We start from the raw sequence: 22,107 nt of genomic DNA, 5'->3' as shown, positions 1-22,107 counted from the left end.
CAAGTAGTTCTTTGACTATAAAAAGTATTCGAACCAGTATAAATGAATTATGAGCCAATAAAAAAAAGGCCACCTATTGGTCGCCTTTTTTATTATTTATTTTGATGTTATTTTTAGAGTTTACTCACGTCTCAGACAGCATTAAAATGCAGTGTTGTAAATCTGGTTAGCGCGGTACTAGCAAACGGTTATGAACTTCTTGTTCAAGCTTGGTCAAACCATGACTGCGACCACGTTCCATCGCTGTATCCATCTTACGTCCGCGCAACCATCCTGCCCGCAGCGCTATTGCTGCTCCTACTCTATTACCTGACCCACAGTGCATAGCGACTTTTTTTTGCCATGATATTGGCGTAATACATTATCAAACGCCAATATCTTGAGCTGCTTCAGCTCTTTAGCACCGCTGATAGGCAGCTGTTCGTAGTGCATACCTGCTTGCTCAACTGCTGATGCCTCATCAAAGCTTAACTCGTCATCAGGCTGCAAGTTGATGACCAGCTCGACGCCCGCTTTCGCTAAAGCCGCAACTTTTTCGTCATCTAATGCACCGCACACGATAGTGTTTGCATCTGGACGAAAATAAGGCTCAAAGATATCGGCCAAATCAACGCCATTATCGGCACTAACATGAATGTTAGCGCCGCTATCATTAGCGGCAACCGTATTAGTCGCTATCGAGCTATCTGTTTGATCTACGTCTATCGCGTTTTCTTCTGAAGGCATGTTTTGTGAAGTCATAATAATAAATATGTACGTTAAATATGGCTGTTAAAATAGAAGCTTTATGATACTTACTCTACTTGCTGTCGCTCTTTAGGGTTACAACACCCGCCAAATGCGGTTTATTGTTTTTAGAGCTATACAATCCAAACTCACAAGTATCATCTACGTTTTTGAGCTGGGCTACTGGCTCAGCAATCAGCTCTACTTCAGCTGGCAGAAAGATAGGCAGCTTAAATGAAACGTCAATTGTGTAAGCATCAGGCAAGTCACCCATTAGAGCAAGACACTTAGCCTTTGACCACATACCATGTGCAATCGCTTTAGGAAAACCAAACGCGCGTGCTGATAGTGGATGCAAATGAATCAAGTTAAAGTCACCTGAGACAAAAGCATAACGACGACCGATATCTTCTGGTACTTCAAAAATGCTATGAACACCTTCTTCGTTTACTTCAGGCTTGACCATGACTGGACGCGGTGTGCTCTTTTTATCTTTACTGCTAGGTTTTTTTGCTACGTGATAAATAAGTTGACGTGCCTTCCCAGATGACTTCCTCTTCTGATTTTACGATAGTGACAAAGTCAAACTGCTGACCTTGGGCATGATCGCGCAGGTTATCAAAAGTGACCGACATTGCTACCGTTTCACGTTCTCCAATCGGGCGATACTGGGTAACGCTATTATCAACGTGAACAAGACCTAACATGGCAAATGGGAATGGCTCTTTGACCATCATGTTCATTTGTAGCGTCTGTGACAATACCGAGAAGTAAGTCGCTGGCACTTTGCCATCATCAGCAAAACCGCAAATTTTGCGATAGTCATCTAGGTTTTCTTGATCGATATGCAAGTCATCTACATAGTAAGTAGATTGTGGCAACTGGTCTCTACTGACCTTGCCACCATTACCGATAGGCAATAAGCTTTTGACAATATTGGCGTAAGTGGTGTGCGCTTTTGGCAACGCATCATAATGTTTGTCTGACATAAGTACATCCTAAGTGTGGCTTGAACAAGTTCTTTAACATATATAAAGACAATCTGCAGTCATTGACTAAAGCCTACTATTAAATCATCTAATAAGCATTAAATTTAATCAACCTCATGAGTATCTTTAGTAGCAAAAAAATAGTTTGGCTATTGGTTCTTGTGTTTTTATCATAAAAAAAAGCCACCCTTGGGCAGCTTTATTACACTTTATCAGAGATTATTTCGTAAGCATATGTGATACAAACAAGAAATAATAGGTCTTATGATACAACTACTGTCTCTACCTGTACCTTATTTCTCACATATACTTATCAATTAATCAACATTATGCACCAAGTAAGCTTTGACCACAGACGCGAACCGTGTTGCCATTTAGACCGCCAGACGCAGGTGACGCGAACCATGCAATAGTCTCAGCCACATCTACTGGCAGGCCGCCTTGGCTCATTGAGTTCATGCGGCGACCAGCTTCACGAATAGCAAATGGAATGGCTTCTGTCATTTGGGTTTCGATGAAACCAGGAGCGACTGCATTGATCGTCATGCCTTTAGCATTGTCTTCTAATTGCTTGGCAGTTGCGTTAACCAAACCAATCACACCAGCTTTAGAAGTGGCATAGTTGGTCTGACCCATGTTGCCAGCGATACCTGAAATTGACGACACACATACGATACGTGCGTTTTCTTTCAGTACGTCATTGTCCAACAAGTAGCGGTTCAATCTAGCGATACTGCCCAAGTTGATATCGATGACCATGTTCCACTTTTTCTCATCCATCTTAGCCAACGTCTTATCACGAGTCACGCCAGCATTATGGATGATTGAATCTAGGCCACCACGTTTTTGGGCAGCGTCAGCGATTTCTGCCCCAGCATCTTCACTAGTGATATCTACTGTCAAAGCAGAGCCACTGATTTCGCTAGCAACTTTTTGTAGGTCAGCTTGCTGCTGTGGTACATCTAGACAGATAACATGAGCCCCTTCACGAGCCAATACACGAGCGATAGCTTCGCCAATACCGCGACTTGCGCCAGTCACTAGCATCGTCTTGCCGCCCAAAGGCTGGTTCCAGTCAACATCAACTGAGCTGCCTTTACTGACACGTACTACTTGTCCTGATACATAAGCTGAACGAGCTGAGGTAAAAAAGCGTAAGGTTGAATCTAGGTTTTGCTCTGCGCCTTCTTCAACATAAATCAGCTGCGCTGTAATACCGCGCTTGAACTCTTTGCCCACTGACTTCACAAAACCTTCAAGCGAGCGTTGAACCATTGCTGTTTCAATATCAGTGATGTTCTCTGGCGTACGACCAACCACAACCACACGGCCTGATTTTTCTACGCGGCGTGCAACTGTATGGAAAAACTCATAAAGCTCTTTTAGCTGTTCAGCATTGCTGATATTACTGGCATCAAAAAGCAGTACTTTGAATTGATCATCGCCGCCCGTGTTGGCTTTTGCCTCAACGCCTGCATCAGCAAGTGCGTCTTTGATATCATCGCTGCTATTTACATATACTTCGGCATGGACGTCTGACAGGATACGGGCAACCGATTCACTGACACTCTTGTCATCACCAGTAGCACGGCCAACCAATACACTACCACGCACCAAACGCTCGCCGCTTTCGAAACGATCAAGCGTCGTTGGCATCGGCAAACCTAAGTTTTTTGCTACTTTTTTGCCAATAGAAGATTGAACAAAATCACCGTAACGGTCTGACATAATATAATCCTTATAATTAATGATTCGTATAATAATAAAAAAATGCAATGAATCTATTATATAGAGACATTGACATCGTAATTATTTAAATTTAGTAAATCGCCTCAAAACTAGCCTAACTATACACTTCCCTTATAAACAAGTCCAAAAACAGATAATGTCTACAACAATCTGTAAACAAGTCAGTATACAAGCCAGTCGTTTTTAGCAGCGTTAAGCGCCACTATAACATGTTAAAATCTGACCTATAGGTTATGGCATACTTAATTATTGATAACAATATATTATCAAACGTACTGTTATGCAATGCTAATATTTCTTACTAGCCAGTCTATTAGAGCGATGCGTCATGGTCATGAATCTACTACCGACCTCATACAAGCGTCACATAGTTTGCTAAAGAGATACATTAAGTGAATAAAAACGCCTTATGATAAACAGCTGTACTGCGTAATAAATGATAATATTTGCTTGTATAAAACAACTTAACTATTTTTTATTATTACCTATCACTTTTTACTTCTACCCATACTTTTTAAGGATAATATTATGAGTAATAAAAACAATCATCCAGATAGCCCTGTTGTTGAAAGTACAGTTGTTAAAGCAACGGATACAAAATCAGATACAGCAAAAAAAAGAAACCGCTGCAAAAAAACACCACGACTAAAGACACCAGCGCTAAAGAAACTACTAGCAAAAAAAGCGGTCGATGAAAAAGTGGAAACCACTGCTGCCAAAAAACCTGCTCCAGCCAAAAAAAGCCAGCTCAACCAAACCAGCTTCAAACCTAAACCGTGTTGCTATCTTAGGTGGTAACCGTATTCCATTTGCGCGCTCAAATGGATCATACGCTGATGTTAGCAACACAGACATGCTAACCGCTGCATTGGACGGTTTGGTCGAACGTTATAATCTACAAGGCGAAACCGTAGGCGAAGTGGTATCTGGCGCAGTTATGAAACTTAGCCGTGATATCAATCTTACTCGTGAAGCGACATTGAATACCGCACTAAACCCACATACGCCAACTTATGATATCTCACAAGCTTGCGGTACTGGCTTACAAGCGACCTTTGCTTCTGCTAACAAGATTGCACTTGGTCTGATCGATTCGGCAATCACTGGCGGTGTAGATACTACTTCTGACGCTCCTATCGCTGTCGGCGATGGCTTGCGTAAAGTACTTATCAAACTTGGTGCAGCAAAAGACAACAAACAACGTCTAAAAGCACTAATGGGTCTCAATCCAAAAGACTTAATCGATTCACCACAAAACGGTGAGCCACGCACTGGTCTATCAATGGGCGATCATCAAGCGATTACCACGCTTGAATGGAATATCAGCGTGAAGCGCAGGATGAGCTTGCATTTAACAGCCATCAAAACCTAGCACGCGCTTATGACGAAGGTTTCTTTGACGACTTGATCACGCCGTACAAAGGCCTGACTCGTGATAACAATTTGCGTCCAGATACTACATTAGAAAAACTGGGTAAATTAAAGCCAGTATTTGGTAGAAAAAAATGCCAATCCAACGATGACAGCTGCCAACTCTACGCCGCTTACTGACGGTGCTTCTTGTGTGCTATTGGGTACTGATGAGTGGGCAAAAGAGCACGGGCTAAAACCACTTGCTTATATTGTCCATCAAGAAACCGCAGCGGTAGACTTCATCGGTAAATCTGGCACGACAGAAGGCTTACTAATGGCACCAGCTTATGCGGTACCACGTATGCTTGAACGCGCTGGTCTGACTCTACAAGACTTTGACTTTTATGAGATTCATGAAGCCTTTGCTTCACAAGTACTATCAACCTTAGCTGCTTGGGAAGATGAGAAATTCTGTGAAGAGCGCTTAGGCTTAGATGCCCCGCTAGGTTCTATCGATCGTAGCAAATTAAACGTAAACGGTTCATCACTAGCGGCAGGTCATCCATTTGCGGCAACTGGTGGTCGTATTCTAGCTACTGCTGCTAAATTATTGGATCAAAAAGGTTCGGGCCGTGCACTTATCTCTATCTGCGCAGCAGGTGGTCAAGGTGTGACTTGTATCCTAGAAAAATAAGCTTGGTCACTTTTAAGTGAAAAAGATACGCTGACTTATTATTTTAATCAGTACATATCTATCAATAAAAATGCCCTTTAATTTATTTAAAGGGCATTTTTTTATTGTCTGTACTTTGCTATGATAGAAACGACCTAGATAGTAGCCTCTTAAAAAAGCCGATACGCAAAACAAAGGTAATATTTATGGGTAAGACAAAAATTTTATTAAGAAAAATGAGGCAAGTCATTTTTGGCTCTGAAAAACTGGTGATGACAGAACCGCTTGCAACCGCTGATTTTCAATCTCTAACGACTGAGGAGGATGTAGATCGGTACCATCAGGAACAAGCTATTCTTACTGAACGCATCGAAAAAGACATTCTTGATGATGATTTACGTCGAAAAATGCACCAAGACTTAATCGATACGTATGATGAAGAACTAGAAAATGAAATAGATGACTATGCACGTGACTTTCGTTTTAACGGACGTGAGATGAGCGAGCAAGAAAAACTGGATCGACGCACCTACTTCCAAGAGTTGGTACGACTACAGCGAGAACTGATAAAACTACAAGATTGGGTCGTTGATCGCGGTGAGCGTATCGTCGTTATTTTTGAAGGGCGGGATTCTGCTGGTAAAGGTGGCGCCATTAAACGCATTACCCAACGATTAAACCCACGCGTGTGCAGGGTAGCTGCCCTGCCGGCTCCCACTGAACGCGAGCAAACGCAGTGGTACTTCCAACGTTACGTGGCCCACTTGCCTGCAGCAGGCGAAATCGTATTGTTTGACCGTAGTTGGTACAACCGCGGAGGCGTTGAGCGTGTCATGGGGTTTTGTACTGACGCGCAATATGAGGAATTTTTTTCAATCAGTACCAGAGTTTGAGCGTATGCTCGTACGCTCAGGCATTCGTTTGGTGAAATACTGGTTTTCTATCACTGATGATGAGCAACATGCACGATTTATGAGCCGAATATATGATCCGCTTAAGCAGTGGAAACTCTCACCAATGGACCTACAGTCGCGCCGACGCTGGGAAGATTACACCAAAGCAAAAGAAACCATGTTTGAGCGCACTCATATTCCTGAAGCACCTTGGTGGGTTGTCGAAGGCAATAATAAAAAAACGTGCTAGGCTGAACTGTATTGCCCATTTGCTCGACCAAATCCCTTACAAAGAAGTGCCTCGTGACGAAATTGAGTTACCCAATCGCAAACGCGATGATGAATATTACCGCGAACCTATTCCCGATGATATGTATGTACCGCCTCGTTATTAAGCGACTAGCACCACCTACTACTATAAAAAAATTAAAGAAAATTGATCTAAAAAAAGCAGCCTTACTAAATAATAAGGCTGCTTTTTTATATTTATAAGTTAAAAATCACAGCCAAACTCATCAAAGATACAGGTGTGATTTCTAGATACTACCTAGTTATTACCTAGATACTACATAGTATAAGTCGATTGCAAGCTATCGATTTTTCCTGCTAGTAGGCGTTCAACTTCATTCTTAATTCTTTGGCCAGAGACATCACTACCAATTTGCACAGCAAACCCTGCTGGGCGACTGCCTTGACTCTTAGAGTTAATCCAAACAACCTTACCATTCATTGGTAGACGTTCACTAGAGTTGGGTAGCGTGATAGCGATAAACACTTCGTCACCCAATTGCTGAGCTTTGTCAGAGGGTACAAACAAGGCGCCATTACTGACAAATGATAAATAGCTGGCATATAACATTTCGATACTTTCGTAATGACAGGTTAAAATCCCGCCACGTCCTGGCATTGCCATAGTCAGCTTCCTTCATCAACTGGGTTTAATATGTTTATATAAATAATCGATAGTATAAAGTTAAGAACAATTGCAAATTTTCGAACACAAATTAAATGCTAAAACATGGCTCTATAAGCTTGCCAACTCTTGCATTAGCTTATCATAGGCAAATTTTTCTTGCACATTTTGTTGTAGTGCGATTTTGGTCTGCTGCACGCTGCTGGCAAATGCCTCTAACCCGCTATCAGTAGGATGATAAGTCGCCAATATCGTTGATAGATTGACATCCTTTTGTAGTTCAACAAGGCCCAAACAGACACGGCGTATATCAAGAAGCATCAGCTCAGATAGCTGTATAAATTCTTTAATATTGAGCTGACCTTGCCAATAATCACTTGCCGCCACACCACTACGTTTACCGCTACGTAGCGCCTGCCATGTGGTCAGCCATAGGCTGCGCTTGCTATACCATGGTGCTTGCGCCAAAGCTATAGCAGCTAACGGCGCACCATTGGCCAGTTGTATCAACTGCTCAATCGCAGCGGTACCGACGGCTTCGCGGTTAATCGTGTGACCTAGCGCCTGCGTCACGTAATCGACAGCAACAGTTGGCTCAATTGTCTGTAGTGCCAACTGTTGCACACGACTCTTAATCGTTGGCAATAGCTGAGCAGGCGTATCACTAATCAAAAATAGATGCACCTGCGCTTGTGGTTCTTCCAATGTTTTAAGCAGCGCATTGGCAGCGGCTACTGTCATTTTTTCAGCGTGATCTAACACACAGATGCGCATCCCTTGCCCGCCTTGATAAATAAAAGGCTGCAAAGCACGAATATCATTTACTTTGATCTTAATTGCACTATTGCTAGTAGCTTTAGCGCCTTTTTTTATCTTTTGTACTGCTTGATTTTTCTTGAAGCGCATCGCTCTCGGCACTGATAGGCATACTAACGAGTGGTAATACTTGCAAGCTCGGATGAGTTCCCGACTTGAGCCACTGACAGCTCTCACATACTTCGCAAGCACCTAATGGGTGTGTACCACGCTCACGGCATAATAGCCAAGCGACCAATCGCCATACAAAGGCGCGTTTGCCCATACCTTGCATACCAGCAGCGAGCAATGCATGCGGCAAAGACTGCTGCTTAAGTACGCGCTCGGTCAACTGTAACCACAATACTTTTTGCCATGGCAATAGTGGCGCAAAATATATACGGTCTGTGTTATCTAGTGCGTCCATATTTCCTGTCAAATTATTCATGGTTATGGCTCTATCACATTGATTAGGTACTTTAGGTATAGCTACGACAACGATACTTTAGCGTTGTATGAAGCTTAGAATCGCACGCAACTTTGCTCAGACTGTTACTTATGAGAGTTATGAAAGCTATCTAAGCTCATCGCGTTTAGACGGTCTAGATCCTCTTGTGTATCGACACCCGCTGGTAACTGATAGGCGGCTTCTGCGATTGCGATATGCTGACCATTTTCTAAAACACGTAATTGCTCTAAGCTTTCGAGTATCTCAAGTGGCGTTTGTGGCCAGTTTACGAACTGCTGTAATAGACTGACACGATAAGCGTATAAACCCAAATGACGATAGGCGTTCTTTGGTGGTTGCATCTGGTTATTATCAGCCAATACAACATCACGATCACAAGGAATCGGTGCGCGGCTAAAATAGAGCGCACGCTGTAAGTTATTAGCAGATTGGCTGACTACTTTTACTACCGATGGCCGCTGGAACGTACCATAGTCATCGATAGGCTCACAGAGTGTGGCCATCACGCTATCATCATCCGCTACCAAGAGCGCCTGTACTTGTTCCAAAAGCAATGGCGGTACAAGGGGCTCATCGCCTTGCATGTTCACCACGATATCGTGGTCAGCCCAACCTTTGATAGCTGCTACCTCTGCCAAGCGATCCGTCCCTGAAGCATGCTCACTACTGGTCATAACCACATCAAAACCTGCATCGATGCAAACTTTTGCAATTTGCTCATCATCAGTCGCTATACACATGTCATCAGCAAAACTTGCTGTCTGCGCTTTTTCTGCTACCCAAAGTATCATCGGCTTACCATGAATATTTAGCAATGGCTTACCAGGTAAACGCGTACTCTTGAAACGTGCAGGAATCACGATATGGGTTTTGGCGGGCGTGGTGGCGAACGACATGGCGTATTCCTATAAAAGTGGTACGGAAATTTAAGATATTAGTTGATATTTATAATGAGGCTGACGTGTTCATATCATGGTCGATGCGAATCCCTAGCGCCTTTAGCTGCGCATCTAGATTATGATAACTATTCTCTGATAATACAGCCGTCACTGGCAACACCCATAGTCTACTGACAAGTTCTACATACTCACCACTGAGTGCTTGTGTCGCTGTATAGTCTGCCAATAATGCGCTGATTTTTACCGCATCTTTACTGGTTACGATGATAGGATAATCAACATATTGTAAAAGCTCAGCCAAACTAAAATCATAATGGTCAGGGTAAGGGTGCCCTATGACCTCAAAGCCAATAGATTCTAAGGTATCAAAAAAACCGCTGCGGATAGCCGATACCACTAACAGCATGGACGCGGCTGTTATTAGTAGGCTTTACACTATTGAGTTGAGCTGCACTCAATATAGGATTCCATAGACGTTGAAACTCACCAGCTTGCAAATGCATGGTCAAACGATCAGTAGACTGTATCTTATTACCACCTCTAGAAGTCTGAGTTGAATCTGTACTTGGCTTTTCATGATAGATAACATTTGCACCTTCTAATCGTGACATCGGCTCACGCAAAAAACCTGTTGGTAATAGCTGCTTGTTGCCAAACCCACGGGCGGCATCTACCACAATCCATTCGATATCACGCTGTAGTGCATAATGCTGCAAACCATCATCTGCAATAATCAATTGCAAATCAGGCTCTGCCTTTAACAGAGCAGCAATCGCTTGTTGGCGATTGGGGCACACTGCCATAGCAGTGCCTGTCATATGAGCAATCAAACACGGCTCATCCCCGACTATATGAGGTAAGCTGGTAGCACTAACCAATGCGGGCATTTGACTCGTATCACCGCCATACCCGCGACTGATTACCCCTACTTTTACGCCTTTTTTTCTGTAAGTAGCTGACCAGAGCAATGATCAGCGGCGTCTTACCACTACCCCCCACACTGATATTACCAATGACCATCACGGGAATAGGTGCTCGATGGCTTGATAATAGCCCAGCCTTATAAGCTTGACGACGCAGCAAGGTGATGAAACCGTACAACCAACTGACAGGCAGCAACAACCATAACCAAACAGCTTGACGTTGCCATGCGCGGGTGATTGTTGTTTCAATACTCATTAATCAATGTCGCTTATCTTATTGGTTCATGGCTGCGTGAAAATTGGCTAAAAACTTCTAAACTGACTACTCAAAATCTCGAGCATACATTTGCGCATAGTGGCCTTGTAGCTGCATTAGCTCATTATGCGTTCCTAACTCAACAATCTGGCCACCATCCATCACAGCAATACGATCCGCTGATTCGATAGTCGTCAGGCGATGGGCAATGACCAGTGTGGTGCGGTCTTTCATCACATTATCGAGCGCTTGCTGGATATAATACTCAGACTCATTATCCAGCGCGCTGGTGGCTTCGTCTAAAATTAGAATCGGTGCATCCTTTAGTAATGCGCGAGCAATAGATAAACGCTGACGCTGACCACCAGATAGTTGCAACCCTTCAGCACCAATTTCACTCTGATAGCCATTTGGCATTTTCATAATAAAGTCATGAGCGAAGGCATCTTTTGCGGCTTGTTCAACCTCAGCTTGAGTCTTGTCAGCTAGGCTGCCATAAGCAATATTATTAAATACGGTGGTATTAAACAATACTACCTGCTGGTTCACCATTGCAATCTGGGCACGCAGACTCTCTAACTTAATGTCTTCGATTGGCATGCCATCTAGTGTGATTTGCCCTGAGGAAGTCTCTAGAGTTCGTGTTAATAAATTAACCAATGACGACTTGCCCGCGCCACTTCGCCCTACTAATGCAACTGTCTCGCCTGCTTTGATGTTCAAGGTAAAGTCACGTAGAGCCACCGTCGAATCTGGATAAACCAAGCTGATATTGTCTAACGACATTTGCCCTGATAGCGCTTTACTGATTGTGCCTGTATCTTCCTCTTCTGGCTCATCAAGTAGCGCAAAAATCGACTCACCAGCAGCCAGACCTTTTTGCAGCTTCTGATTAATATCAGTCAGCGAACGTACTGGCTTACTCAATAACCCTGCAGCTGCAATGTAAGAGATGAACTCACCTGCTGAAATATCATCTATTACTGCAGGTCGCAGCGCAAGCCAGACGACAACGGCCATCGCAATCGCCATCAACAGCTGTACGGCTGGCGTATTAATACTATTGGTAACAACTACCTTCATACCTTGGCGTAGATTTTTCTTCGATGTCTTGTCAAAACGTGCTGACTCGTATGATTGACCGCCGTAATTTTTGACCACTTGATAGCCGCCGATGACTTCATTGGTAATGTGACTGACATTACCCATCGTCTCTTGGATACCTTTTGAGAGCTTAAGATAGCGCTTTGACGCAATGCGCACCAGCCATAGTATTGGTGGTAGGACAATAAACAAAATAAGCGTTAGACGCCAATTGCTATAGAACAAAAAACCGATCAATGCGACAACGGTCAAACCATCACGCAGCAAAGTCTTCATTGAGTCTGTACTGGCGGCCGTGACTTGCTCAACATCAAATATCAATTTCGATGAAATCGTACCGGCTGGATTGGCCAAATAAAATGAACTAGGCAAGCGCAGTAATTTATTGAAAACTTCTACACGTAGCTCATAGACTAAGTTGCGTGAGACCAATGCAGAGTAATAGTTACCCAAAAAAACTACCAACCCCGCGCACAAAGAATAGCAATATAATCAATAGCGGAAATAAGGTTTGTTTGCTTCGATCATTTTGATTGATAGCATCAGTAATATATTGCAGAAGCTTGGCAGTCCAAATCTCTGTCCCTGCATTAATTGCAAAACCTAACGCTGTCAATAGCAATGCCCACCAGTAAGGCTTTAAATACCTTAATAAGCGTAATAGTGTCTTACTCTTAGGCGTAATGGGCGATACTGCCGATGCATTTTTATCAGAAGATTTTTTAGAGTCAGGTAAATAAGCTTGGCTCATAAAAGCCTCAATTTGGGTATCGTGGTATGAATGGGCTGTGTGTCACACAGTTTTATGATGATAAGGCTATATATTTTATTGCGGCAGCGTTTGGCCAAGTGGCACCACTGTACTAATGTTTAAATTCAAAAATCCGAGCTTTCCAGCGATATCCATTACTCGTACCACAGACTGATGCGTCGCATTGGCATCCGCTGCAATGACAAATAACATATCGCGATTGCTGCCCGCCTCTTGCTGCAACATACTGGTCAGTTCAGCCTCATTGCTACTAGCAAGTGTAATGCCGTTGACCAAATAGCTACCATCTTCTTGCACAGCTACTTCGATACTGTTGTTTTGTTTTGTCAGTGCGACACCTTCCGCTTCAGGAAGGATAATATTTAAACGACTAAAGTGATTAAATGAGGTAGCAAGTAATAAAAACACAATCAAAAACAGTAAACAATCAATCATCGGTGTTAGATTAATTTCAAGTGGTTCAACCGTTGGTTTTCTAAAACGCATATCAATCTCTTTAATTCAGCTACCATGTATAGGCTCAAGATTTCTATTCTTTAAAACCGCATTGACTACACTGCCGCTATGCTAGTCTTATCCGAATCCAACCCACCGAATGAACGTTCTTGCACAATACTATCTTCTATTGACAGACGGCTAGAAGCTGTAGATGACTGCGCACTAGCAAGCAAATGATAATCATACAGCTCTTGAATCATAAGCCCTGCTTGAGTCTCAAACTGAGCATTTATATCAATGATACGGCGCTGAAAATAACGATAAGCAACCAGCGCAGGGATAGCAACGATCATACCAGCAGCAGTAGTGATTAGTGCCTGTGATACACCAGCGGCTAGCATCGTCGGATCTTGCATGGCACCATCGGTAATCGCTAAGAATGACGAGATGATCCCTAGTACCGTACCTAACAGGCCAAGCAACGGAGCTATCGCACCGATAGTTCCTAACATATTGATGTTTTTTTCTAACTGATGAACTTGGACGCTGGCACGGTTTTGCATGTGCATCGTCATCGACTCTAGCCCGTACTGACGATATAGCAACCCCGTTGCCAAGATATCGCCAAGTGCCGTCTTCTCTTTTACATTCATCAACTGTGTGCGACCAATATCGCCATTTTCACGTAAACGAGTTATTAGTTGTTCGCGCAACCTGCTAGGAGCGACTTTGTTAAACTGTAGCGTATGGCTACGTTCAATGATGATAACCAAAGCCAATATAGAACAGACCACGATAGGTGTCATTAGCCAGCCACCTGCTTTTACCAACTCCCACATACCCACTCTCTTCCATATTTTTGCAAAAATAAATGTTCAGAGGCGACTTAGCATTTGGATAGATACGGCTAACTCGCAAACGTTATTAAGCCTGAGCTTCTATATGTTTAATCAACGCAGCCAATTGATCTTGATTGTGGAAAAATATCTCAACACTACCTTGACCATCTTTTTTATGTTTGAGTTTGACTTCGGCGCCCAGCATATCAGTCAGTCTTTGGGTCAAACGCTCTACATCACGAGATTGCGCTTGTTCAGCACGGCTGATCTTGGGCGCTGGCTGCAAGATTGACTTGACCAATTTTTCAGCTTCTCGCACGGTCATACCGCCATCGATAATCTTTTGCGCGATGATAGGTTGTTGTTCAGAGGACAATGCTAAAAGTGTACGAGCATGACCCATATCTAGCGCACTGTTGGCTAAATGGTCTTTTACTGTATCATGCAGCTGATTTAAACGAAGTAGATTCGATACTGTCGTACGCGCCTTGCCAACGACTTCAGCAATCATGGCATGACTCATGCCAAATTCCGTATGAAAGCGCTGCAATGCTGCTGCCTGCTCAATCACTGATAAGTCTTCGCGCTGGATGTTTTCAATCAATGCTAGGGCAATCGCCAACTCATCAGATAAAGCACGCTCAATCGCAGGGATAACCGCTTTTCCTGCCATTTTTGCAGCGCGCCAGCGGCGTTCACCAGCGATAATTTCATGAGTGACAAATGCTTCACTCTTATCTTCATTTGCCAATAGCGGGCGGATAACGATAGGCTGCATCACGCCATGCTGCTCAATAGAAGACGCCAACTCTGCAAGTGCTGTCTCACTCATATCACGACGAGGCTGGTACTTACCTGCTTGCAAGCGTGTGACATCAATCTGCACAAGGCTAATCTGATCTTCGGTTGCACTCGTATCTGCACTATTGCCACGTGATTTGTTGAGCGACGCCTTGCTGGTAGCACGAGATGAACGTGGCGCGCGAGTGCTATTCTCACTAGCAGTATCGTTATCAGTAGTCTTCGCAGATGATTTTTTACTGGCTTTTGTCGAAGTGATATCAGGCGCTATATCTGTGGACACAGTATCTACAGGCGCATTAGTCTCTACAGGAACATTAGCATCTGGCGTAGCATTTTCACGCGCCACCATGTCGTCTTGCAAGGCAGAGGCGGTAATTTGCTTTTCTTTTTTGATTGACCCTAATAAGGCATCTAAGCCCGATTAGCAGCCAATCCTCTTTTCTTCGCCATGATTACCTATCCTCTAACGCTAAAATAAAAGCCAATTGATTACTGATGCGGCTTACTAAATACAATGTTAAGTGCTCTATGCTTATGCTATTCATTTACTGTCTTGATCAGTGACACTTTTTATCTAAAAATCCTTTGTAAGAACTTTAGATAAAAACTAGCTGCTTTGTTTCATCACTTCAGCAGCCAGCTTTTGATACGCGCGTGCACCTTTTGACCATCTCTCATACGCAATAACTGGTAAGCCGTGCGCAGGTGCTTCTGCTAAGCGAATATTCCTTGGAATATGAGTCTTGTACATGATATCGCCAAAATGCGCTTCTAGCTCAGTAGAGACATCACGAGCAAGCGTATTACGCGCATCAAATAGCGTTCTGACCACACCGCGAATATACAGCTTAGGATTCAACTCTGTAAGGCGTTCAATCGTTTGTGATAAGTCAGCCAACCCTTCTAGTGCATAATACTCACACTGCATAGGGATAATCACACTATCCGTAGCAACCAACGCATTAATCGTCAGTAGATTCAAACTAGGCGCACAATCGATTATCACATAATCGTATGGCTGTTTTTGTGTGGATACCTGATCGTTAACCAATTCGGCCATGGCGGTTTTAAACAGTTCATGACTATCCGTCTTACTCATTAGCGTAATGTCCATGCCAGCCAAATCGCGATTAGCACCGATGACATCGAATCCAGCAGGACTAGCAACGATTGCTTCAGACAGCGCGACACCATCTAGCAAAACGTCCGCTATGGTAAGATCTAACTCGTTTTTGTCAACACCTGTACCACTGGTCGCATTACCTTGTGGGTCTAAGTCAATCAGCAGTACATGCTTGCGTTTAGCGGCCAAGCTGGCGGTCAAATTTATTGCCGTTGTGGTTTTACCCACACCGCCTTTTTGATTCGCAATTGCTATGATTTCCATACACTCACTCAACTTTATTAGGGTCTATTACTTTTGACTCGGTTGGTACGATTATTTTTGTTCAATCTTGTACAGCGACACTCGCTCAGTATTTAAAAATAAGCAATTTATGGTCTAAAATGCTCAGTTTGCAGTCGAGCATTTTAAATGCTTTTAAATACTATGTCATTTAGATACAGACGTAAACTGTGTTTCACAAAAAAACAGTGCCTGTTTCATGACTGCGAAGTATTTATGATTTAACTATCTTTGGCAGACATTTCGATTAAATGACGACTGTCGTGCAAACGTGGCACCGTCAGTTTAATGGTTTTGATACGCCAATCACTATCAAGTGCTTGCAGCTCTTCCTCACTCGGGACTTTGCCTTTCATAGCACATAAGAAGCCGGCACCTGCTAATCTTGGCTGCGCTACTTCTACAAAATCTATCAAACTGGCAAACGCTCGTGATGTCACCACAGCATAACTGGCTTCATGCGCTTCAATACGCGACGCGATCGGCTGCATATTACTCAGGCCAAGCTCGCTGCTGATTTGCTTAATAAAGCGAATTTTCTTCTGATTGCTATCAAGCGCAGTACACTGGCGCTCAGGCTGACAAATGGCAATAATAACTGCTGGCAACCCTGCTCCCGTGCCGATATCTAGCAACGATCCGGCGGGTAAATGCGTTATAATAGACAAACAATCTATCACATGCTTGATCAGCGCTTCTTCTGGATCAGTGATCGCGGTCAGATTATACGCTTTATTCCATAATAAAAGCTGGTCTAAGTACAATAATAACGTGCGCTGCTGCGTTTCACTTAACGGCAGACCCAGCTCATTTATCGCTTGCGCCAAGATATTAGCCAGCTTTGGCAGTTGCGCACCAAGCTTTACGAAACCAGTCGGATCAATATTGATATTACCCGCACTAGCAGACGATGAAGAGTTTTTAGCGGAAGCTGACATACAACGAGTTATCCAGTTTTGACTTGTGAACCGTTTATTTTATCATGCAGTCTGCCCATTGAATAGTTGCAGATTGCGCCAATGTGGGACATCTTATACTATCTACGCTGATCATGAGGCGTTATTCTGCTTTGATTGCCTCCAATTCGTTGATTAATTCATTCGTTTTTTACCAGTTTTACTCAAGCATTTGTCTAAATATGATACAAAACTGCGCTTAATGACTTCGCTAATAGGTGACTATATCTTGTAAGATGTCATGATTGATTATAAAAAAAACTCAGAATACGCATGAACAGATAAAACCAATCACTTTTCATATTCCTTTAATACTTTTTAAGATGATTTTTCAAACGCCTATGACAGAACAACCCTACACCCCTATATCGCAAGTATCAAAAGACGCTAACAATATGATAGTACCTGCTACCGATACAAAAAAACACTAAGCAAACAGCACCTGATACCCCAAACCCTATCTTCACAGAAGTTCAGCAAAATTGTCGCATTTCCGCTGAGCAATTAAAACGCTATAGCGACCCTGATGAATTGCCTACAGACACACGCACGGCGCCCGACTTAGATGTGGGCTTCGGTCAACAACGCGCGCTTAAAGCATTACATACAGCGCTGGATATTAAAGCCAGTGGTTATCATGTGTTTGCCGCTGGTGAAAACGGTTTGGGCAAACGTACTGTGATTAGTCGTCTTTTGACGCGTATTGCCGCCGACGCACCGACGCCTGATGATTGGGTATATGTGCATAACTTTACCGATCCACGCACACCATTGGCGCTGCGTCTACCAGCTGGTCAAGCCTCGCTATTACAGAAGCAAGTTAATAACTTATGGCAGCAAGCAAAAAAAGCGTTTAAGCCAACGCTTTCGTAGCGATCAATACCAAAGCAAAATCGAAGCCATCAAAAACAGTACTCATCAAAAAGAAAGTCATGCCTATGACGCGCTTAATGCTGAAGGCAAACAATATGACCTAGCATTAACGTTTCGCTCGTTCGATAATAAAGCAGTATTTGTTCATCCTAGTCAACTGCCTACAGAAAGTAATAGCGATGATGACAAGCAAATAAAAATACCTAGCAATCGTCAAGATTCAGAAAAGCTCGATGATAGCGAAAAAGTTAACATTTTGAGCGATGAAAACACTGAAAGTAAGGAAAACAAAGGTTCTACATATGGCAATAATGAGTATGAAGCTGAGCTGAATAACTTTGTACAAAAGAACCATATGCAAAAGCGACTGAGTCAATTGACCATTGCTTTAGAGCAATTAGAAGACGAAGCCAACGATGAGATAGAGGCATTACATCGTAGTATTGCTCAACGTGCTTTACAACCATTATTTACTCCTATTTATGAGCAGTTTGCGACTCATCCACTTGTCGTAGAATATCTCAAGACTGTATTTGATGACATGGTCACTCACGTAGAGCGTATCGTCAATGGCGATGATGAGGAGTTTGTGACGGCAGTGTTGGCTACGACGCCCAGTCGTTATGCAGTAAATGTTATTGTCAGTCACACACCTGACAGTGGCGCACCCGTGTCTTTGAGGATTTGCCAACCCATCTCAATTTATTGGGGCATGTCGAACAAATCACCCAATTAGGCACAGTAACCACTGACGTGAGTATGATTCGTGCAGGTGCTCTACATCGCGCTAATGGCGGCTATTTACTGTTAGAAGCCAGCCACGTCCTTGAGCATCCTTATGCATGGCAAGGCTTAAAGCGCGCCCTGCAATCACGGAAAATTAAACTATCAAGTCTAGAGCAAATGCTGACGCTAACCGGTAGCTTGTCTCTCTCACCAGCGCCTATTGATTTAGATATCAAGGTTATCTTGTTAGGGGAAGCAGATTTATATTACGAGCTGCTAGAGCTTGAGCCTGAATTTGATGCAGTATTCAAAGTCCGAGCTGATTTTCATGACGATGTGCCTCGTACCATTGAGCATGAATTGGCACTGGTCGCAAAAATGGCCGATATCATTGACTACGCCAACCTTTACCCGTTTGATAGTAGTGCGCAGGCCACGCTACTTGAGCATTTAAGCTTGCAAGCTGAAGAGCAAGACCGTTTGAGCCTACACAGTGACTTATTGATTAAACTATTGCATGAATCAAACCGTCACGCGCGTTTAAATAGCGATGATATGGTAACGGCAGATCATGTCACTCAAGCAATCGATGATATGGATGAGCGTTCAGGATATTTGCGCGATCTGTACTGGGATGAGCTTAAAAACGGCCAACAGCTGATCCAGACGCAAGGCGATGCTATCGGACAAGTTAATGCGCTTACTGTGGTCAGTTATGCTGATAGTGAGTTTGGCATGCCAGCACGGCTTACTGCGGTCATTCAGCCCAATATTGGCACAGGTGAAATTCTTGATATTGAGCGTGATGTAGACTTGGGTGGTAGTTTACACGCCAAAGGCATGCTGATTATGACCAGCTATTTGCGCGCGCTGTTTAGTCAACATCATGCACTGAACTTTAGTGCCTCACTGGCGTTCGAGCAAAGCTACGCACAAATCGATGGCGATAGTGCACTGTGAGCGAAGGCTGTGCATTGCTATCCGCGTTAGCAAACGTGCCTATCAATCAGTCTCTCGCGATTACTGGATCTATGAACCAGTTAGGCGAAGTACAAGCAGTCGGTGGCATCAATGCCAAAATCGCAGGTTTCTTCGACGCCTGCCGCGAGCAAGAGCTAACAGGCGATCAAGGCGTCGTCATTCCGATGGCCAATGTCAAACAACTGATGTTACGTGACGACATTATCGATGCAGTAAATAGAGGCAAATTTCATATCTATGGCGTCTATACTCTCAGTGAGGCCCTGACGCTGATGACTGGCTTGCCCATCGACACCATGAATAAGAAAGGCCGTTATCGTAAAGATACTTTATTTGGCAAAGTATTAAGCCGTCTGATGCTGTGGGATGAAAACCAGGAAAACACTGATGACATCGATGATGAAAAGTCCAAAAAGAAAGCGAAGAAAAAGCGTAAAGAAAAACGTCAAAAGAAAGAAGGTAAGAGAATAAAAGAAAGGCAGAGAATAAAAGAAAAGCGTAAAGATGAGAAATGCAGCGAGGAAAGTAACAAGCAAAGCGATGCTAAGCCTATTGATAACACCCTAAACGATACTGAGACAACAGCTGTCGATGAGGATGGCAATTAAAATTTAAACGGTACTACCGATACGTACGCACATTGCTGTTCGACTAGATTCATTGTTATATCTATGGCTAGATCGAACAGTAACCATCGAATAGCAACCTTCAAATAAACATACGCATGCATGAACGTCGCTAGACGCTACGCTGCTTTTCTGCGATGATTAACGCTTCCTGATCGAGCAATATCGTGCCAGAAACCGACTTGTAACTTCATAAAGGGTATCTCTTAATGACTGTACATCCTACTGATGCTGATAACATCCAAGCTCAGTCCAATCCTAGTAAGCAGGCAAGTGCGCTTGCAACTGTAGACACTGGTACCTCAAAAGAGGCCAATGCCGCCAATATTAGTGACAATCGACATGGTGCGGCAACGACTGCTCGGCAATGGCAAGTACTATCACAACTGCAGCGCAATCGCTGGGTAGGCACCACGCATATTTATGAGCAGCTGATGATGGCAGGCTTCGATATCAGCCTACGTACTGTCCAACGCGATTTGAACGCCCTTGCCAAACGCTTCCCTATCGAAAAAAACAATGCCAATCCTCAGGGTTGGCGCTGGAAAGAAGACGCCCCATTACAAAGTTTGCCGCATATGAACTTATCACAAGCGGTTGCTTTTAATATGGTCGAGGCCAATCTGACCCAGTTACTGCCACCTGTTATCTTAGATGAATTATTTCCTTGGTTTGACTTAGCACGGCGACAGCTCAAGAACAGCAAAGTGACCCACTCTTGGATAGACAGAGTGCGTATTGAGCCTGCCACACAGCCACTCATCGCACCAGATATAGATTTGGACAGTAAAGACAATATTTACCACGCGCTATTTTATCAGCTGCAAATTCATGCTTGCTATACTCGTAGCAACAAATTACAAGCCAGCGAATACATCCTAAATCCAATCGCGATTATCCAGCGTGGCGTGATTATCTATCTACTGGCAACTCGTACCGACGATCCAGAAGCCACCATTCGCACCTTTGCCTTACATCGGTTTGATAGTGTTGAGATTCTCGAAACCGCTGCAAAAACGCCGGAGAACTTTCAACTCGATACGTATTTGGATGAAGGCAGTATGGGCTTTAGTCACCCACTGTTTGGCGAATTGGACGAGCGGGGCAAGAATACCGCTGTTGAGCTTAGGTTTACTAGGCAAGCTGGTAAGAGTCTGACCGAAAGTAAGCTTAATGACGATCAAACCGTGATGCTAAATGAGGATAACACCCTTACTGTAAGAGCCACTGTTAATTTGACCTCACAGCTGGTTTGGTGGCTACGTGGATTTGGTAGTGGCTTATTAGATGCTAAGCCTGAGCTACTCTATCAAGCAGTATTAGATAAACCTACGACAGCAATCAATGAATGACATCACTGGTATTAAACTTGCCTAAATCACCACTACTCAAGTAAGCAGTCAATAAATCTAGATAACGGTTAAAAACTAAGAATAAAAAAGGAAAGTTATGTCGACCACTGCCCCATCACCACTGTTATCAGATAGTTTACGAGGACTTGGACTAGACGCAGGGACTTTGTTCTTTGCGCTCAATTATGAATTTACCAAAATTGAGCCAAAAGGCATGTTTAAGCGCTTCAAAAAAAATCAAAGCGCGATGGATATTGATTTGGCTTGTGTGTTATATGATGATAACTGCGTCATCAGTGACATCGTTTGGTTTAAACAATTACGAGATAAAGCTGAATCGGTCAAGCATCAAGGTGACAGCTTAAATGGTAAGGATCGCGGTGAACAAGCCATGTATCTTGCCCCGCTTGATCAAGAGCAAATCAGATTGGAACTCGAAAAAAATTCCTGCTCATATCACTCATATTGGTTTAATCGCCAACTCATACCACGGTCATTCGTTTTCTAGAGTCAAGAAAGGCGAGATTCATCTGAGTGACGATGAAGGAAACCGTTGTTTTGAAGTCAACCTTAAGCAGCTCCCACGCGATTGC

The 22,107-nt window shown here is 43.4% G+C and carries 16 protein-coding genes and 5 pseudogenes; 7 read left to right on the top strand and 14 right to left on the bottom strand.

All coding sequences use genetic code 11. From position 1 onward, the window contains the following. Positions 1-297 precede the first annotated feature (297 nt). The 3 genes and pseudogenes from TT11_RS01690 to TT11_RS01680 all read right to left on the bottom strand — a co-directional run bounded on the left by TT11_RS01690 (position 298) and on the right by TT11_RS01680 (position 3,443). The gene (locus TT11_RS01690; RefSeq protein WP_261868872.1) at positions 298-741 is read right to left on the bottom strand and encodes a serine/threonine protein phosphatase; all 444 of its coding nucleotides are present in this window, start codon (positions 739-741) and stop codon (positions 298-300) included. A 58-nt stretch (positions 742-799) separates the two neighbouring features. Next, positions 800-1,715, bottom strand: a pseudogene (locus tag TT11_RS01685) (MaoC family dehydratase). Positions 1,716-2,042: 327 nt separating this feature from the next. Beyond that, complete coding sequence (locus TT11_RS01680; RefSeq protein WP_261868871.1) at positions 2,043-3,443, bottom strand: 3-oxoacyl-ACP reductase; 1,401 nt, start codon at positions 3,441-3,443, stop codon at positions 2,043-2,045. Positions 3,444-3,992: 549 nt separating this feature from the next. On the opposite strand from TT11_RS01680, the pseudogene TT11_RS01670 reads away from it, so the two are divergent. From TT11_RS01670 to TT11_RS01655, 4 genes and pseudogenes are all read left to right on the top strand, one after another. Then, positions 3,993-5,511: pseudogene (locus TT11_RS01670) on the top strand (acetyl-CoA C-acetyltransferase). Positions 5,512-5,696: 185 nt separating this feature from the next. Beyond that, positions 5,697-6,383 (top strand): hypothetical protein, encoded by a 687-nt coding sequence (locus TT11_RS01665; RefSeq protein WP_261868869.1) that lies wholly within the window; start codon positions 5,697-5,699, stop codon positions 6,381-6,383. Continuing rightward, positions 6,349-6,633: a hypothetical protein gene (locus TT11_RS01660; protein WP_261862759.1), complete on the top strand. Its 285-nt coding sequence runs from the start codon at positions 6,349-6,351 to the stop codon at positions 6,631-6,633. The genes TT11_RS01665 and TT11_RS01660 overlap by 35 nt, the downstream gene beginning before the upstream one ends. Positions 6,634-6,652: 19 nt before the next feature. Beyond that, the gene (locus tag TT11_RS01655; RefSeq protein ID WP_261862758.1) at positions 6,653-6,778 is read left to right on the top strand and encodes a hypothetical protein; all 126 of its coding nucleotides are present in this window, start codon (positions 6,653-6,655) and stop codon (positions 6,776-6,778) included. A gap of 170 nt (positions 6,779-6,948) precedes the next feature. Here the strand turns inward: TT11_RS01655 and TT11_RS01650 are convergent, their stop codons facing one another. The 11 genes and pseudogenes from TT11_RS01650 to rsmG form a co-directional block, all read right to left on the bottom strand. Then, positions 6,949-7,296, bottom strand: a complete 348-nt coding sequence (locus tag TT11_RS01650; protein ID WP_057759448.1) for a PilZ domain-containing protein — start codon at positions 7,294-7,296, stop codon at positions 6,949-6,951. A 111-nt stretch (positions 7,297-7,407) separates the two neighbouring features. Continuing rightward, a complete protein-coding gene (locus TT11_RS01645) occupies positions 7,408-8,202 on the bottom strand; it encodes a DNA polymerase III subunit delta' (RefSeq protein ID WP_261868868.1) in 795 nt (264 codons plus the stop codon). Beyond that, on the bottom strand, positions 8,153-8,539 hold the full coding sequence (locus TT11_RS01640; RefSeq protein ID WP_261868867.1) for a hypothetical protein: 387 nt from the start codon (positions 8,537-8,539) through the stop codon (positions 8,153-8,155). Before TT11_RS01640 ends, TT11_RS01645 begins: the two co-directional genes overlap by 50 nt. 104 nt (positions 8,540-8,643) lie before the next feature. Continuing rightward, complete coding sequence (kdsB, locus tag TT11_RS01635) at positions 8,644-9,456, bottom strand: 3-deoxy-manno-octulosonate cytidylyltransferase (RefSeq protein WP_261868866.1); 813 nt, start codon at positions 9,454-9,456, stop codon at positions 8,644-8,646. A 49-nt stretch (positions 9,457-9,505) separates the two neighbouring features. Beyond that, a pseudogene (gene lpxK / locus TT11_RS01630) lies at positions 9,506-10,638 on the bottom strand (tetraacyldisaccharide 4'-kinase). A 66-nt stretch (positions 10,639-10,704) separates the two neighbouring features. Beyond that, positions 10,705-12,427, bottom strand: a pseudogene (gene msbA, locus TT11_RS01625) (lipid A export permease/ATP-binding protein MsbA). 141 nt (positions 12,428-12,568) lie between these two features. Next, complete coding sequence (locus TT11_RS01620) at positions 12,569-13,000, bottom strand: biopolymer transporter ExbD (protein WP_261868865.1); 432 nt, start codon at positions 12,998-13,000, stop codon at positions 12,569-12,571. Between the two features lie 65 nt (positions 13,001-13,065). Next, entirely contained in the window at positions 13,066-13,791 is a 726-nt protein-coding gene (locus TT11_RS01615) for a MotA/TolQ/ExbB proton channel family protein (RefSeq protein WP_160020882.1), read from the bottom strand. 85 nt (positions 13,792-13,876) lie between these two features. Continuing rightward, complete coding sequence (locus tag TT11_RS01610) at positions 13,877-14,956, bottom strand: ParB/RepB/Spo0J family partition protein (protein ID WP_370587734.1); 1,080 nt, start codon at positions 14,954-14,956, stop codon at positions 13,877-13,879. A 246-nt stretch (positions 14,957-15,202) separates the two neighbouring features. After that, positions 15,203-15,982, bottom strand: coding sequence for a ParA family protein (locus TT11_RS01605; protein ID WP_261868864.1), 780 nt, complete (start codon positions 15,980-15,982; stop codon positions 15,203-15,205). A 239-nt stretch (positions 15,983-16,221) separates the two neighbouring features. Next, a complete protein-coding gene (gene rsmG, locus TT11_RS01600; RefSeq protein WP_261868863.1) occupies positions 16,222-16,938 on the bottom strand; it encodes a 16S rRNA (guanine(527)-N(7))-methyltransferase RsmG in 717 nt (238 codons plus the stop codon). Between the two features lie 456 nt (positions 16,939-17,394). On the opposite strand from rsmG, the pseudogene TT11_RS01595 reads away from it, so the two are divergent. From TT11_RS01595 to TT11_RS01585, 3 genes and pseudogenes are all read left to right on the top strand, one after another. Next, positions 17,395-20,144, top strand: a pseudogene (locus TT11_RS01595) (AAA family ATPase); the annotation flags it as partial. Positions 20,145-20,371: 227 nt separating this feature from the next. Continuing rightward, positions 20,372-21,514: a YafY family protein gene (locus TT11_RS01590; RefSeq protein ID WP_261868862.1), complete on the top strand. Its 1,143-nt coding sequence runs from the start codon at positions 20,372-20,374 to the stop codon at positions 21,512-21,514. Between the two features lie 97 nt (positions 21,515-21,611). Next, a complete protein-coding gene (locus TT11_RS01585) occupies positions 21,612-22,022 on the top strand; it encodes a TerD family protein (RefSeq protein ID WP_261868861.1) in 411 nt (136 codons plus the stop codon). Positions 22,023-22,107: the final 85 nt, after the last annotated feature.

The organism is Psychrobacter sp. JCM 18901, from assembly GCF_000586435.1.
GTDB lineage: Bacteria > Pseudomonadota > Gammaproteobacteria > Pseudomonadales > Moraxellaceae > Psychrobacter.
Note: the sequence above shows the minus strand (reverse complement) of the source record. Positions and strands in the feature narration are given on the sequence as shown.